The 16,191-nt window shown below is 39.9% G+C and carries 11 protein-coding genes; 9 read left to right on the top strand and 2 right to left on the bottom strand.

Annotation, left to right across the window (positions count from 1 at the left end; translation table 11 throughout):
* Window positions 1–173 precede the first annotated feature (173 nt).
* The 6 genes from NLP_RS32980 (at window position 174) to NLP_RS10440 (ending at window position 8,712) form a co-directional block, all read left to right on the top strand.
* Entirely contained in the window at window positions 174–425 is a 252-nt protein-coding gene (locus tag NLP_RS32980; RefSeq protein WP_158680333.1) for a hypothetical protein, read from the top strand.
* A gap of 1,762 nt (window positions 426–2,187) precedes the next feature.
* A complete protein-coding gene (locus NLP_RS10460; RefSeq protein WP_158680332.1) occupies window positions 2,188–2,448 on the top strand; it encodes a hypothetical protein in 261 nt (86 codons plus the stop codon).
* A gap of 339 nt (window positions 2,449–2,787) precedes the next feature.
* Window positions 2,788–3,039: a hypothetical protein gene (locus NLP_RS32975; RefSeq protein ID WP_158680331.1), complete on the top strand. Its 252-nt coding sequence runs from the start codon at window positions 2,788–2,790 to the stop codon at window positions 3,037–3,039.
* A gap of 613 nt (window positions 3,040–3,652) precedes the next feature.
* Window positions 3,653–3,952: a hypothetical protein gene (locus NLP_RS10450; protein ID WP_158680330.1), complete on the top strand. Its 300-nt coding sequence runs from the start codon at window positions 3,653–3,655 to the stop codon at window positions 3,950–3,952.
* A gap of 98 nt (window positions 3,953–4,050) precedes the next feature.
* Window positions 4,051–6,195, top strand: a complete 2,145-nt coding sequence (locus tag NLP_RS10445) for a peptidase domain-containing ABC transporter (RefSeq protein WP_104906354.1) — start codon at window positions 4,051–4,053, stop codon at window positions 6,193–6,195.
* Between the two features lie 1,695 nt (window positions 6,196–7,890).
* On the top strand, window positions 7,891–8,712 hold the full coding sequence (locus tag NLP_RS10440) for an SDR family NAD(P)-dependent oxidoreductase (protein WP_104906353.1): 822 nt from the start codon (window positions 7,891–7,893) through the stop codon (window positions 8,710–8,712).
* A 31-nt stretch (window positions 8,713–8,743) separates the two neighbouring features.
* Here NLP_RS10440 and NLP_RS10435 read toward each other — a convergent pair whose 3' ends face one another.
* A complete protein-coding gene (locus tag NLP_RS10435; RefSeq protein WP_104906352.1) occupies window positions 8,744–9,982 on the bottom strand; it encodes a ScyD/ScyE family protein in 1,239 nt (412 codons plus the stop codon).
* A 368-nt stretch (window positions 9,983–10,350) separates the two neighbouring features.
* On the opposite strand from NLP_RS10435, the gene NLP_RS10430 reads away from it, so the two are divergent.
* The 3 genes from NLP_RS10430 to NLP_RS10420 all read left to right on the top strand — a co-directional run bounded on the left by NLP_RS10430 (window position 10,351) and on the right by NLP_RS10420 (window position 14,572).
* Window positions 10,351–11,847: a glycosyl hydrolase family 57 gene (locus tag NLP_RS10430; protein WP_104906351.1), complete on the top strand. Its 1,497-nt coding sequence runs from the start codon at window positions 10,351–10,353 to the stop codon at window positions 11,845–11,847.
* Window positions 11,848–12,330: 483 nt separating this feature from the next.
* A complete protein-coding gene (locus tag NLP_RS10425) occupies window positions 12,331–13,488 on the top strand; it encodes an FIST signal transduction protein (RefSeq protein WP_104906350.1) in 1,158 nt (385 codons plus the stop codon).
* 7 nt (window positions 13,489–13,495) lie between these two features.
* Window positions 13,496–14,572 carry a sensor histidine kinase gene (locus tag NLP_RS10420; RefSeq protein ID WP_104906349.1) on the top strand — a complete coding sequence of 359 codons (1,077 nt, stop codon included), beginning with the start codon at window positions 13,496–13,498 and terminating at the stop codon, window positions 14,570–14,572.
* Window positions 14,573–14,609: 37 nt separating this feature from the next.
* On the opposite strand, the gene NLP_RS10415 is transcribed toward NLP_RS10420, so the two are convergent.
* Complete coding sequence (locus NLP_RS10415; RefSeq protein WP_104906348.1) at window positions 14,610–15,968, bottom strand: sensor histidine kinase; 1,359 nt, start codon at window positions 15,966–15,968, stop codon at window positions 14,610–14,612.
* Between the last annotated feature and the right edge of the window lie 223 nt (window positions 15,969–16,191).

The raw sequence follows: 16,191 nt of genomic DNA, 5'->3' as shown, positions 1-16,191 counted from the left end.
TAATCGACTTAATCGTAATCAGCAATAGCTATTTCTTTATGGCGTTAATTGTAACAGAGTTGATTGTTACCTACTTAATTTTCCTAAAGTTACTAAATATACTCTTGACGTTTATATCTAGTAATTTGGAGTGACGTGACTTTAATCCCAACAATCAAGTGAGAACTCAAATTATGGAAAGCAGATTGTTTACTGCATTAAGCAGCAACGAAGAAGCCAATCTCTCTGGTGGTGGTAACGCCAATGGCGGCGCAGGCGGCAGAGGCGGCAGAGGCGGCAGAGGCGGCGATGCCATTGGTGGCGTTGTTCTCAATGGTGATGCTACTGTTGTTGGCAATACTACTGGAGGAGGTACTACTGGTGGAGCTGGTGCAGTTGGTGGAGTTGGTGGAGCTGGTGGAGTTGGTGGAAGTGGCATAGGATAGAAAATTCATCGCCATAGGCAAAACTATGAGGTTTAGTAGAAGGGAAACAATAAACGTCAAAGAGACGATTAACCGCGCCTTTTAAGACACGATTAACCGTGCTTTAGATAAATAAAGCGTCGCGTTTGAAATAATTTACCCTGTTGCCACAGGTGAAATTACTTTTGCACGTACCTCAATTGCTAATTGACCTACCAGCCATTAGCTAGTTATTGAACGCACTAATCTTATATAGTTTTTTGTTACCCATCTACTTTTCTTAACGAAACTTAACATTGACGTTGCCCACCAGCAACCGTCGAGAAGTTTCAGCAGCGCTTTTCCCTAAACATACTGTTCACCTTTGAGTAGTCCAGTGGGGAAACAAGCGCTGCTACTTCAGCAGAAATCGACCATATTCATCACAATCTAATAATTTATGGATAACGAAACTCTTTTTACCTAACTTACTCCAAACGAATAAGCAAGTCTGTCTATTAGTTTGGAGCAAGTAAGGTAAACATACCAAAATTCCCGATATTTTCTCTGTTGAGATATGGAATATAACCATTTTGGTACGCCCTTGCTCTCGTTATCTTAAGTGAAAACAGCCTTGTCAAAAGTTCAAAACTGATAATTGGCAATTTAGGTTAACTTAAGTCTGCTTTTGCGGATGCTAGAAGCCTGTAGCATTGCATTGGACTCAGGAGTGATTTGAATTTTTAGCGCTTTGAATTGTGCATCGATTTGCGCTTGTTGTAACTGATTCTGCCGGATATAATAGCGCTTTTCGTTTGAATGAAGACAAGGTAGGGGCGCACAGCAAGCTTGCTGTGCGCCCCTACGAATTACTGTACTTCACACGATTGAAAACTGCTATATTTCCGAGTATTTGGCTTTTATTACTAGATAAGTGCCTTGGCTGTATCTATTTAGTATATTAATATAAAGCTTATATACAGCTAAATATAAATAACGTCAGTTCGGGTTAAAAACTCAAATTTGATTACTTGGACGAAAGAATAACGCTTTCACACTATCAAAACTAATGACAGAATCAAGGTTTCAGCTTATCCCGAACTCAGGTTAAATAACAATTTGTGCATTTTAGTTATGAACACTAAATATTTATAATTTTTATCTAAAATTTTTTTTATCCTTTCTTAATTTATTTGCAAAAAATTTGTATTATGAAGCTTTTTCCAATTAATAAATCTTTAAGCGAATTTGAACGTTTATATATCAAAAAAAATTATATTTACTCTCAATAGGGTTGTATAAAATAAGCTAAATAATGAGTTTCTTACCTAAGAATACTTATTCAAAAATGCCGAATCCCAGTTTTAAGTTTTATAAATCTATTTAAGTACATTTCGTATAAAAAATGTTATTTGGTTTGTTTGACTAGATATTTAATTCTGAAAATTTTCTTTATTTACCACTATTAATAGCTAAGGAGCTTAATTTATACATTTTTTTAAAACCAAATTAAGCTTTTAGAGCGCAATCTCATATATTTATCAGTATATCAATCTATCAATAGATATATATTGATGGCTGCAATTTTTTGATAAATAAGAGCTTATTTTTAATTAAATTTGTATAAATACTACCCATGTAACATGTTTGCTCTTAAATAAACAGTAGCTTGACCTATTTAACAACAGTCGTATAATACATCTAGCGACACAAAAAAGTTAGTAAATATACTCTTTTACCGTTTATATCTATTACTTTGGAGTGACGTGACTTTAATCCCAACAATCAAGCAAGAACTAAAATCATGGAAAGCAGATTGTTTACTGCATTAAGCAGCAACGAAGAAGCCAATCTCTCTGGTGGTGGTGGTGGTGGTAGTAACGCCAATGGCGGCAGAGGCGGCAGAGGCGGCAGAGGCGGCAGAGGCGGCGATGCCTTTGGTGGCGTTACTATCGGTGGTGGCACTATTGTTGGCGATATTGATGGAGGAACTACAACTGCTGGAAATGGTGGAGCTGGTGGAGCTGGTGGAAATGGTGGAAATGGTGGAAATGGCATAGGATAGACAATTCATCGCCATAGACAAACATCTGAGGTTTAGTAGAAGGAAAACAATAAACGTCAAGACGCGATTAACAGCCCCCTTAGAGAAATAAAGCGTCGCGTTTGAAATAATTTACCCTGTTGCCTCAGGTTAAGTTACTTTTACACGTGACTCAATTGCTAATCAGCTTAACACTAACCAGCAATTAGCTGTTTTTTTGGCGGCTTTAATGCTAATTCTAACATGTTAATTGTTACCTACTTACTTTTCCTAAAATTACTAAATATATTCTTGACGTTTATATCTAGTAATTTGAACTGACATGACTTTAATCCCAACAATCAAGTGAGAACTCAAATTATGGAAAGCAGATTGTTTACTGCATTAAGCAGCAACGAAGAAGCCAATCTCTCTGGTGGTGGTAACGCTAATGGCGGCAGAGGCGGCAGAGGCGGCAGAGGCGGCAGAGGCGGCGATGCTACTGGTGGCGTTTTTATCGAGGGTACGTCTACTATTGTTGGCAATACTAATGGAGGAACTACAACTGCTGGAAATGGTGGAAATGGTGGAGCTGGTGGAAATGGTGGAGCTGGTGGAAATGGCATAGGATAGATAATTCATCGCCATAGGCAAAACTATGAGGTTTAGTAGAAGGGAAACAAAAAACGTCAACAGAGAATAAACCGCGTCTTTAGAGAAATAAAGCGTCACCTTTTAAATAATTTACCCTGTTGCCACAGGTGAAGTTACTTTTGCACGTACCTCAATTGCTAATTGACCTACCAGCCATTAGCTAGTTCTTGAGGGAACTAATAGTACATGGTTTTTTGTTACCTATCTACGTTTTCTTAAACAAACTTAACATTGATGTTGCCTACCAGCAACTGTTGATAAGCTTCAGCAGCGCTTTTCCCTAAACATACTGTTCACCTTTGAGTAGTCCAGTAGGCAAACAAGCGCTGCTACTTCATAAATCGACCATATTCATCACAATCTAATAACTTGTGGATAACGAAACTCTTTTTACAAAACTTACTCCAAACGAATAAGCAAGCCTGTCTATTAGTTTGGAGTAAGTAATGTAAATATACCTAAAATTCCTGATGTTTTTTCTGTTGAGACATCAAACATAACCATTTTGGTACGCGCTTGCTCTCGTTATCTTAAGTGAAAACAGCTTGATCATAAAGTTCACAACCGAATAATTAGCAACTTAAGGTTAACTATGGAATGCACTCAAACATCCCCCATGTTTATCTCACTAACTCAAACCGAAGAAGCAAACTTGTCTGGTGGTGAGGCCACGGCTAATAGCAATGGAGTTGTAATAAACGGAGCGGCTGGACAAGATGGAGCGGCTGGACAAGACGGAGTGTCTGGACAAGACGGAGCTGCTGGACAAAACGCAGTATCTGGACAAGCGGGTGTACTAAATTTACAGAGTTCCGGACTAACTCTAATTTATAGAAAAAAAGAACTTTTAGAAAGGCTATCGTCTCGACTAAGAAGTCTAAGAAAAAGATAATACAACTAGACTGTTGGTCACATTTTTAGCCATGCAGGGATAAAACCCTGCTATTTTTTTGAGTTTTGTCACGATGTTATTGGATACTGGGGTGCGAAATGAAATACCAAGTTGTTACACAACATAGTGAAGAAGATTGTGGAGCTGCTTGTCTTGCTTCCATTGCCAAACACTATCGGCGTAACTTTACACTAAATCGCATTCGGGAAGCCGTAGGCACTGGGCAACTAGGAACAACATTGTTGGGACTGAGGCGGGGAGCGGAGGCACTTGGTTTCAATGCGCGATCGGTTCGAGCGTCAAATGAAATATTAGACCGGATGAACCAAGCGCCACTACCAGCAATCATTCACTGGAAAGGCTACCACTGGGTTGTTTTGTATGGTCAAAAAGGCAAGAAATATATAGTTGCCGATCCCGCAGCTAACATCCGTTATGTCTCTAGAAAAGAATTAATAGAAGCTTGGCCAGATATGGTGATGCTTTTACTAGAGCCAGATTCGGTTCGCTTTTATGCCCAACCCGATGATAAAATAGGCGGCTTTGGGCGCTTTGTGCGGCGTGTATTGCCTTATCGAGGCATATTATTCGAGGCTTTTCTCTGCGCTTTAGTTCTAGGTCTGATTTCATTAACTTCTCCATTCCTAATCCAAATTCTTACAGATGATGTACTAGTTCGAGGCGATACAAGGCTTCTTGGTACTGTGATTATTGCTGTTGTAGTGATGAATTTTGTGGGAAGTAGTCTGCAACTAATTCAATACAACCTCATTGCTCATTTTGCCCAACGGCTTGAGTTAGGGTTAGTTCTGGAATTTGCCAGGACAATCCTGAGATTACCCCTGACTTACTATGAATCGCGTCGTAGTGGGGAGATTGTTAGCAGATTACAAGATATTCAACAAATTAATCAGCTAGTTTCTCAAGTAGTTGTCAGTCTGCCTAGCCAATTCTTTATTGCAGTGGTTTCTTTAGGTTTCATGCTGTTCTATAGCTGGAAACTCACCTTTGCTGCCTTCATTATTGCTATTGTAATGTCTTTATCTACGGTTGTATTCCTGCCTACACTTCAACAAAAAGTTAGAAGTCTATTGGTTTTAGAAGCAGAAAACCAGGGCGTTCTTGTTGAAAGCTTTAAAGGGGCGCTAACACTCAAAACCACTGCTGCTGCTCCTCAGTTTTGGGAAGAATTTCAAAACAGATTTGGACGATTATCAAACCAAATATTCCGCACAGTTCAGATTGGAATTATTAATAATGTTTTTTCTGGGTTAGTTTCTGGTATTGGCAGCATTAGCTTGATTGGTTTCGGCAGTGTTCTAGTTATTAGTAAGGAACTAACTATTGGTCAATTGCTGGCATTTAACGCGATGAATGGTAATTTTCTGGCATTCATTGGTACTGTCATCAGATTTATAGATGAATTCACTCGTGCAAAAACTGCTACGCAGCGCTTAACAGAAGTTATTGATTCTACACTTGAAACTCAAGGCGATACTAACAAACCCTTTGCTAAAATTCCTAGCAATGCTGATATTATTTGCACAAATCTCAACTTTCACTACCCTGGGAGGCTAGAGTTACTGGAAGATTTCTCCCTAACTATTCCTGGCAGTCAAGTTATTGCTCTAATTGGTACATCTGGCTGTGGTAAAAGTTCTCTAGTTAAACTGATTGCAGGTTTATATTTGCCTAATTCTGGTAACATTCGCATTGGTATTTATAATCTGCAAGATTTAGCCCTTGATTGTTTACGGCAACAAGTCGTCCTCGTTCCGCAAGATGCTCATTTTTGGAGTCGCTCAATTATTGAAAACTTTCGGTTAGGTTCTCCTCACGTCACCTTTGAGCAAATTGTCAACGCTTGCCAAATTGCGGAGGCAGACGATTTTATTAGTAAACTACCTGAAAAATATCAAACTGTATTAGGTGAATTTGGCTCAAATATTTCTGGTGGACAACGGCAAAGATTGGCTATAGCAAGAGCCATCATCAACGATCCACCAGTCCTGATTTTAGATGAATCAACAGCTGGACTCGATCCGGTTAGTGAAGCTCAAGTTTTGAATCAGCTGTTGTTGCATCGCCAAGGCAAAACTACGATTCTGATTAGCCACCGTCCGAGAGTAATTACCCGTGCTGATTGGATTGTGCTATTAAATCAAGGCAAATTACAAATTCAGGGAACTGTGGAAGATTTGCGTGTCCAACCAGGAAACCATTTAGACTTTTTAACCCCTTAATTAAGCTGATGGACTTTATAGCATTTTTCAGGTATTTAGACCACAACTTAGACAGGGAATAGGGAGTGGTGTCAATACTGCGTAGGTTTTGCCTAAAAAATAGAAATGTGTAGCGACTGTTTTAAAAGTCAAGCGTAGGTGTAGCCCGTCGTAGACATCGCTTTGTTTGTGGAGATTTATGAAAGCGATGCGTACGGCGGGCTATTCGGCGTCGCACCTGTGTACTTTATCGTGGTGCGACAAAGTTTGAAGTACTCCAACACGATTTTCAAGTACTTCAACACGACTTCGGAGTACCTCAACACGACTTCGGAGTACCTCAACACGATTTTCAAGTACTTCAACACGACTTCGGAGTACCTCAACATGACTTCGGAGTACCTCAACACGACTTTCAAGTACCTCAACACGACTTTCAAGTACTTCAACATGACTTTCAAGTACTTCAACACGACTTTCAAGTACTTCAACATGACTTCGGAGTACCTCAACACGATTTTGGAGTACCTCAACACGACTTTCAAGTACTTCAACACGACTTCGAGGTATCTGTTGCTTATATAGCAGTCCTAAATCATTCGTGAGAATTTGAGATCGTTTTAACCCCCCTCTAGTCCCCCCGATGAAGAAGGAGGGACGGCTCAGACATTGAGATCAAAAGTGCGATGCCTGTGAGCTAATGAACGAAACCCAACATTTTGCTTGGTTTCTTGGGTAACGCTTACGCTCAACCCAACCTACGAATATTTTTAAGCGAACAGTATTGATATCCATCCTTACTGTCAGTAAGTCGATTTAACCGTGGAGTAATAATTAATAATTACGTAAATATACGGAGTGTAGTTTTCGGCGAAATCATCAATTAGGAATCATATTGACTTACACTTCAGATCCCCAACTTCTCTAATAAATCGGGGATCTTATTGTTCGAGAACGATTTAAGTTTGCTATGGACGAGGCAAGTCTCAAGCATTACTTTGATGAACTCAAAGTTAAACCTAAACAAATTACTATTTATTCTAAAGTTTTGGCAGATAATTTCAGACAACGATCTGGCCCTTTTTGATTGTTTTCAATAAATAAAAGTCATCAACCTGTCTTTTCAATAAAACAGTAAATATACTGTTGCAATTATATGAGTTAGCTAAGAGTTCTAACTATTGCAACCATAAGCCAAAATGCTATATGTCTTTTTTGTTTCTAAACCGTGAATTAGATATCACAATTTTCTAAAACAAGGCTATTTGTCAGGAAAATGAGATATTTGTACTGAGGGATTCATAAAAACTTATTTAATAAAATCTTTTGTATATATATACTTGTCGTTAAGAAGTATTAAGAAATCCTTATTAAAGAATATTGCAATACCTTGATTTAATTGCTAACGTGTGTATGACAGCGATGCTGATGAACGCTCGGATCTAGGAGAAATAAAATCTATGAGCTATACCCATTCAGCCAAGTGTGTTAGGCTTTGACGGGTTAAGAACGAGAAATTTCTGCCTCGTATAGACAATTATGAGGGATTGCAGATTAACCAAGAAATATCTCGTTGCTAAAGGCTTAGTTTCATTTTGATTTCAATTACGATTGATTATTTGTCTTACTTTGTGCCGAGAAGCGAGTAGCTCTTGATTGTGTGTATCGGCAATAACGAAGAGTTTGGTAAGACTTAAATTTTGGAGAATAAAACTAATGGAGATTCAAGGTAAAGTTGCCCTAATTACAGGGGCTTCGCGTGGAATTGGACGAGCGATCGCCCTGGAATTAGCGCAACAAGGCATCAAGCGGATGATATTGGTAGCACGCGATCGCCGCAAGTTATTGGAGGTAGCCAAGGAAATCGAGGCTATGGGTACAGAAGCTGCGATCGTGGCCTTAGATTTAACGCAGACAATAGAAGTAAATATCGCTGTTGCCCAACTGTGGCGCAATTACGGACAGATTCACCTGCTGGTTAATTGTGCGGGAGTCGCATATCAAAGTTCGTTTTTGCAATCTAAAATGCCCCAAGTTCAAGAAGAACTCTCTGTGAACTTGTTAGGAATGTACAACCTGACTAGTTTGATTGCTCGACGCATGGCTAGCCAAAGACAAGGGACAATTGTCAATGTATCGAGCCTGATGGGGAAAGTAGCTGCACCAACGATGGCGACATACTCAGCAACTAAGTTTGCCATCTTAGGATTTACCCAAGCCTTGCGCCAAGAACTAGCCGAACACAATATCCGCGTCATTGCATTATTGCCTTCTCTGACAGACACAGACATGGTGCGCGACTTAAAATTATTTCGCTGGGTGATCCCCATGACTCCCCAGCAAGTGGCTAAAGCACTCGTCACCGGAATGCAGAATGATTCATCAGAAATCTTAGTCGGATGGCAAAGTCATTTAGCCGTATTGTGTCAACGCCTTGCCCCTTGGTTGTTAGAGCTAATTTTACGAATAGCAACACCACCAGCACCAAAAAGACAACGGTTTATTGAAAAACTTACCCCTTCGCGTAGCGTCTCGTAGAGAAGGGGAGACGCCGAAGGCGATCGCTGACTCAGCACTCCTGAACAAACTTGTCCGAAATCTTTAGTCCTTTGGCTTTACCCTTGTGCAAAAAAGTAAGGCTCACAGTGCCAAGAAATGCTAATAAGCTGAAAATAGAAGTAGATTCAGGAACAGACTTGGAATTCTCAATTTTGATAACTTGTCCAAGTCCAGGGCGATCGCCTCGGTTTGTCACGTAGATAGTATCATCAGCACCAATAGTCAAAGCAGTAGGAGACTCTAATCCATTGCCACTAAGAATAGTTGTGCGAGTCCCATCCTTCGCTATTTTAATTACAGAACCATCTAGATTACCTTTCCAAAGTGACTGATTAGCGTATTGCAAAGCATATAAATTACCCTCACTATCAAAATCTAAGTCAGTAACTTGAGTAAAACCATCAGTATAAACTGTTGGTTGACCATCAGCACCAACTCGGTAGATTTTTGCTTCACCTTCTGGAAAAGGAAAACCAGTTAATTGGCTAATATAATAAGCGCCATCTGGGCCTTTGGCGATATTTGTGGGTACTGCTTGGATTTCAAATGGCGATGACGATGCACCAGAGGGAAGAACTGGATTAGTTAATGTCTGCCGGGGAATTGTGGCGATCGCTTTTAAATTACTTCCATCAGTACCTACGCTGAGTAACTCATTAGCACCAGTATCAACTGCAACAATATTATTTCCATCTAAAAGAAGAGAGAAGGGATTGCTAATTAGATCGCCTTGGTCGGTATTATTTGCAAGTTCATAATTAGCTAAATCAGCAACACTAGTCCAGGAATTTGTATTGAAATTAGCAGTGATGATTTTTCCTAAGTCAGTGTTACCTAATGTGGCTCGAAATGTGGGATCAGAAGCATACCCAACTGCAATATAAGGCTTGCCATTGGCATCAAATTTTATATCATGAGGCCCAGCAGTATCAGTACCATCTGGTAATGCCAAAGAAGGAAGCCCTGTAAGTACACGCTCTTGTGTACCATTTCCAATCTTTGTCACTGCGCCAGTTGTGCCATAACATAAAGATTGACCTGCGGCACTCGGTGAAGGAACACAAGCTCCACTTCCGCCTGTTCCTGCCTCTGTGACGTAGAGACTGCCGTCAGGGCCAAAAGTTAGACCCCGTGGACTATTAAGATCGTCGGCAATTACTGAAAATGATGCCGCTTCTGCTGCTTTTATTCCTGAAAAAGCAGCAATACAAACACTCAAAAATGTAATTCCAAATTGTTTTAGTTTCATTAGACATCTCCAGAAATTAAATTTGCGTAAAGGAAATAGAAGAGAAAATTTTCTCTTGATAAATATTAATATTTACTGTGTTTTGAATTTCTTAATTTCGAGTTGTATCATACCATTTCCAAAAATCTTTGCAACATAATGAATCAGCTGTAGGGCTGTACAGATGTATGGCTATAGCAACAAAATTAAGTAGAGTTACCGAATATTTTTTGGTAATTTTTGTATAAATATGCTATCTACTCTGTTGGATTACACAGATATTGCGGGACTACAAGGCGATCGCAGTTTGCATTAATAGATAAAGTTGTAGATCAGAAATTGCTGTGGGATCGCATAATTAGACATACCTTGTTTCGGAGCAATCAGAAATGCTTTCCTTCCCCACAACCCTGACTCCTTTGCCCGAAATCATTGATGGCTTGCCGAATATTTCTGGTTGGGAAACAGAGGTTCTCTCTGTGGTTAACCACGATCGACCAGTATTTTTACCAACCACGAATATTCGTTTAGAAGACGTAAATGCTGTGTTTGCGATCGCCTTACACATGCACCAGCCAACTATACCTGCTGGAAATGGCGGTACACTGATCAGCAATCTGCAATATATGTTTGAACATCCCCATGAAGGGGATAACCACAATGCAGATCCCTTTGCCTATTGTTACAGCCGCATGGGTGACATGATCCCCGAACTCGTAAATCAAGGTTGCAATCCGCGTGTGATGTTGGATTACTCTGGTAATCTTCTGTGGGGACTGCGACAAATGGGACGCGGTGATGTTCTGGATAATCTTAAACGTATCACTTGCGATCGCACCTATCAACCTTACGTAGAGTGGCTAGGTACAATGTGGGGTCATGCAGTTATTCCTTCCACACCCATAGCAGATATTAAATTGCATATCATCGCATGGCAACATCACTTTGCCGCAATTTTTGGCTGGGAAGCATTAGCGCGAGTCAAAGGATTTTCGCCCCCAGAAATGCACCTACCAAATCACCCTGATGCTCTGTTTGAATTTGTGAAAGCGCTGAAAGAATGTGGATATCGCTGGTTACTTGTTCAAGAACATTCTGTAGAAACTCTTACTGGTCAATCTCTCACTCATAAACATTTACCACATCGTCTAATTGCCCGGAATTCTCAAGGTGAAACAATTAGCATCACAGCCTTAATTAAAACCCAAGGTTCCGATACGAAATTAGTTGCTCAAATGCAGCCTTATTATGAAGCTAAAACATTATCCAAACAACAAGTTGGCAGTGTGTTTGTACCACCAATAGTTAGCCAAATTGGTGATGGTGAAAATGGCGGCGTGATGATGAATGAATTTCCTAGCGCTTTTAAACAAGCTTGGTGGGATATGGTCAATAATGGGGGAGGAAAATCAGGTGTTGTTGGGATGTGTGGTACAGAGTATTTAGAATTAATCGAAGCAGCCGGATGCAAACCTGAAGATTATCCAACTTGTCAGCCAGTGGGACAACATCAAATTTGGGAGCGAGTTTCACCAGATAATATTCAACCGGAAGCTGTAGAGAATGCCATTCAAGAATTAAAGCAAACAAACTCTAATTTTCATCTGGATGGAGCCTCGTGGACAAATCATATCAGTTGGGTAAAAGGATATGAAAATGTGTTGTCTCCCATGTATCAATTAAGCAGTTTATTTCATCAAAAAATTGACCCATTACTGCAAACTGACTCAGCAGAACCGATTACCAGACAATCTCAATACCGTAACGTTCTCCTACATAACCTTTTGCTACAAACTAGTTGTTTTCGTTATTGGGGACAAGGTGCTTGGACTGATCACGCACGAGAAATTTACCAACGTGGCGAAAATTTATTGCAGATGAATTGAACGGGAGACTGGAAACTAGGGAGTTGATTTTGTAGAAAATGCTCCCCAAGTTTGTTAGAGGTTGTTTGAAAAGTATTTCACTATGATTTTAGGCACTTTTTGATCCCCCCTAACCCCCCTTAAAAAGGTGGGAACCGGAATCAAAGTCCCCCTTTATAAGGGGGATTTAGGGGGATATAGAAGTTTTTATACCGACAATACGACTTTTCAAACATCCTCTTAAGGCATCATGTAAAAATAAGTTGTACAAAATTTATTTGGAATAGCTTGCTAAATCTAGCTTTCACACAAAAATTGTTCAGGTTATTTTTACACAAATCCTAAGCATGTTTCGTATCGTCAGATACAGCGAAAAATAAACAATCAGGTGAATCGAGATTTAGTTCAAGTAAGTGGGAAATCTAAATGTAGGTTACTGGGTGCTGATATCGAAATTGAATTAGCACACTAGTATTAAAACTTACAATAAGGTAGTAAATAGTTGTGTTTCGAGTTGTTGTTGGTCATAGTGACGATCCTGATTCTCAAAATGCGATCGCTGAAGTTCTTCAAGAATGTAGCCGTTCCCTTGCAGGAGCAATTCCTCAGGCTGGACTTTTATTCACTGCTATAGACTTTGACCATGCGTTAATTTTGCAACACATCCAGAATGCTTTCCCCGGAATTGAGTTGATTGGTGGAACTACGAATGGAGAAATCTCCTCAATTCTGGAGTTTCAGCAAGATTCTTTAACCTTAATGCTGTTTGCTACAGATGAAGTGGAAATTCGGGCAGGTATTGGACGAGGAGCATCCAAAAATCCAGCCCTTGCAGCCCAAGAAGCGATCGCACAAGCAAAGGCAAAGAGTGCATCCTCCCCACAATTGTGCCTCACCTTTCCTGATAGCCTGACGAGTAATGGGGTCTTGATTTTAGATGGTTTAAAACAAAGCTTGGGAGAGGATGTTCCGATCGTTGGGGGTATGGCTGCCGATGACTATACTTTTGACAAGACCTACCAATTCTTCCAGGGTGAAGTGTTAAGTGATTCAGTGCCAGTGCTGCTGTTCTCTGGACAACTATTATTTTCCCACGGAGTTGCCAGTGGTTGGACTCCTATCAGTCAACGTAGCCGTGTAACTAAAGTTAATGGCAATGTAGTCTATGAAATTGATGGACAGCGTGCCTTAGATTTCTATCAGCACTATCTCGGTGAAGAACGATTTGCCGCCAACTTTGCAATTCATGCCTTGGCGCTTTTTGAGGATCAAGACCATTTTTATATGCGGGCACCCAATGGTTACGATCAACAATCTGGTAGCGTTACCTTCTTCTCTGATATTCCTGAACAGGCAGTTGTGCAAATCACCGATGCAACTCGTGACAATATTTTATCAGCTTCTGAGGCATCCCTAAAGAATGCTCTTGCCGATTATCCGGGTGTGGAGCCAACAGCAGCGTTACTTATTTCCTGTGCAGCCCGGCGGCGAATTCTGGGAACTCTGGCAAGAGTTGAGTATCAGCTTGTGAAAACTCATTTACCAAAGGCATTGCCTTGCTGTGGTTTCTACGCTTATGGTGAAATTGCTCCTTTGGTGAGCAAAGGTCAAACGCAATTTCATAATAAAACGTTTGTCACACTACTAATAGGGACAAAATGAGTAGTGTATGGATAACCAAGACGATTCCATACAGATCCAAGAGTTGGAAAAGACAAACCGTATCTTGCGGAAAAAGCTGGAACGCTGCGAAGCTGAACGCTGCCAGCTAGAAACTGACATTAGTACGAAGGAATTTTTACTAAAGCAAGTTATTTGTGAGTTAGAAGACTCTCGCACAGACTTGCAGCATAGAAGCCAAGAATTAGAAAATACGTTAGATAGATTGCATAAAATGCAAGCTCAAATGATTCAAAGCGAAAAAATGTCTGCCCTGGGTCAAATGGTGGCAGGCATTGCTCACGAAATCAACAATCCTGTTAGCTTTATTTACGGAAACCTCAGCCATATAAAGCAATATACCCATGATTTACTACGACTGGTCGAGCTTTATCACCGTTACTTCCCCAACCCACCTGCTGAAATTCAAACCGAAAGCGAAACCATCGATTTAGACTTTCTAAAAAAAGATGCGATTATGGTATTGGACTCAATGAATATTGGGACCGAGCGTATCCGAGATATTGTGCTGTCATTACGTAACTTCTCGCGCCTAGATGAAAGTGAGTTCAAAGCGGTAGATATTCATGAAGGCATCGACAATACTTTGATGATTTTGCAGCACCGCATCAAAGCCACTGACAAAAGTCCAGAGATTCAGATTATCAGAGACTACGGCAATTTATCCAATGTAGAATGCTACGCCGGACAGTTAAACCAGGTATTTATGAATATTCTAGTAAATGCTGTCGATGCCCTTGAAGAACTTAATACCAAACGAACTTATCAAGAAATCCGGGATAATCCCAGTTGTATCACGATTCATACCTCTGTCGTTGATTCGGAATGGGTAAAAATTGCGATCGCAGACAATGGCTCCGGTATTCCCGAATCGATTCAAAAACAGATTTTCAATCCCTTCTTCACAACCAAACCTATTGGTAAGGGAACAGGAATGGGAATGGCTATCAGCTATCAAATCATCACCAAAAAACATGGCGGCAAGTTAGAATTTTTTTCCACATCTGGAAAGGGAACGGAGTTTGTGGTTCAAATTCCTATCCAGCAGAAAATTTGTCTAATATAACGAAACGTTATCATGGCTATTCTAAATTCTGAGTAAATCAAACTAAAGGTAATAAAATTTCAAATTTTGTACCTATATCAATCTGTGAATGAAAATTTAATTTTCCGCCATGTCTGACGGTGATAATTCGGTAACTTACTGCCAAACTAGTATTTTTCCCATTCTTTGTTTCCAGAGAAAAAGACTCCATAATTTGCTGTTGTAATTCTTCAGACATTCCAGAGCCATTGTCAGCAATGCGAATTAAAACCCAGCGAGAATCTGGTGCATCTGGGTTGCTTGCTTCTTGTGATATAACTTCTGTGGTAATCTCAATTCGGGGTTTTTGAACAGTCTTTGTCTCTTCTAAATTTAACTGTTGTCGCACTGCTTCATTGAGTAAAGTATCCACAACTTCGCTTAAAATATTCATCAAAACCTGGTTTAATTGCCCCATAAAGCAATACACAGGGGGTAATTGACCATAGTATTTGACGATTTCAATTTCTCCTTGAAGACGGCTATTAATTAATAGAATAATACTATCTATACAGGCGTGTAAGTCTACTGGCTTCGGATAAAGTTCATCAATATGACAGAAGTTTTGCAAGCTAGTAACGAGTTTTTTTAATCTTTCCGCTCCCGTGCGAATACTAGCAAGCGATCGCGACAAATCTTGTTCTAAAAAATCAAATTCAATTTCTTCTTTAATCTGATTAATTGCCGGAGAAACTGATGGTAAATTTTGCTCGTAAGCCGCTATGAGTTTGAGTAAATCTTGACTGTAGTTTGAAACATAAATTATGTTACCCCAAATAAAACCCACTGGGTCTAAAATTTCGTGGGCTACGCCGTCTACTAAACGCCCCAAATTTGCCATCTTATCATTTTGAATCATTTGGGCTTGACTGCGTTCATAGCGGATCAAATTGTCGATACCCCGAATTTGCCAAGAAATAATATTTAATTCTTGGACATCTAACAATCTATAAGCGCCAGATTCCGTTTGTATGACAATTGGTTCTGCTAATAATTCAGGCGATCGCTTTAAGCTAAGTTGCATCGTAGTTAAAATCGATGTTGTATCAGCAACTAGCAAAATCGGTGTCCGCACATAGCTGTAGAGAACAGCTAATGGTTGCTGAACAAATAACTCTTGTCCGAATGGACGAATCAAAAATTCCAGTAGTCGCCGCCGCGAAATCATCCCCATGAACTGTCCCTGTTCTACCAAAATTACTCCTGGTAACAGGGGGTATTTTTCCAAAAAACTAGCCACTTCCATACCAGTGTGGTTGATTTCCACCGAGAAGTTATACATTGGTAGTTCTTGGAGAGTTGAATCTAAACCAAGATCGCGATCGCTACCCTCAGACAAAAATGGTGGTGAAATTTGGTAACTAAATTCTTCTGGCACTAGACACCCTGATTTTTTCAAAGACAGGTAAAGAATAAGTTAATATTTTACATTCTGTCACCCTCAAAATCCGGTTTTAGTTTAGGTATCTAATAAACTAGTGGTCTGTCAAGCTAAAAATCTTTCTTAGGCGACTGGAAGTAATTGGGGTGCAATTTATAATCTGGGTGGAGAATATTGAGAAAGCGATCGCAAGCTAAACTAAAAATAACCTTTACGAAGA

The organism is Nostoc sp. 'Lobaria pulmonaria (5183) cyanobiont' (genome assembly GCF_002949795.1).
Lineage (GTDB): Bacteria > Cyanobacteriota > Cyanobacteriia > Cyanobacteriales > Nostocaceae > Nostoc.
This window is presented reverse-complemented; position numbering and strand designations above follow the sequence as displayed.

Bases quoted from the DNA above. Each gene is read 5' to 3' on its own strand.
- NLP_RS32980 (WP_158680333.1), top strand. From the start codon at position 174: ATGGAAAGCAGATTGTTTACTGCATTAAGCAGCAACGAAGAAGCCAAT.
- NLP_RS10460 (WP_158680332.1), top strand. From the start codon at position 2,188: ATGGAAAGCAGATTGTTTACTGCATTAAGCAGCAACGAAGAAGCCAAT.
- NLP_RS32975 (WP_158680331.1), top strand. From the start codon at position 2,788: ATGGAAAGCAGATTGTTTACTGCATTAAGCAGCAACGAAGAAGCCAAT.
- NLP_RS10450 (WP_158680330.1), top strand. From the start codon at position 3,653: ATGGAATGCACTCAAACATCCCCCATGTTTATCTCACTAACTCAAACC.
- NLP_RS10445 (WP_104906354.1), top strand. From the start codon at position 4,051: ATGAAATACCAAGTTGTTACACAACATAGTGAAGAAGATTGTGGAGCT.
- NLP_RS10440 (WP_104906353.1), top strand. From the start codon at position 7,891: ATGGAGATTCAAGGTAAAGTTGCCCTAATTACAGGGGCTTCGCGTGGA.
- NLP_RS10435 (WP_104906352.1), bottom strand. From the start codon at position 9,982: ATGAAACTAAAACAATTTGGAATTACATTTTTGAGTGTTTGTATTGCT.
- NLP_RS10430 (WP_104906351.1), top strand. From the start codon at position 10,351: ATGCTTTCCTTCCCCACAACCCTGACTCCTTTGCCCGAAATCATTGAT.
- NLP_RS10420 (WP_104906349.1), top strand. From the start codon at position 13,496: ATGGATAACCAAGACGATTCCATACAGATCCAAGAGTTGGAAAAGACA.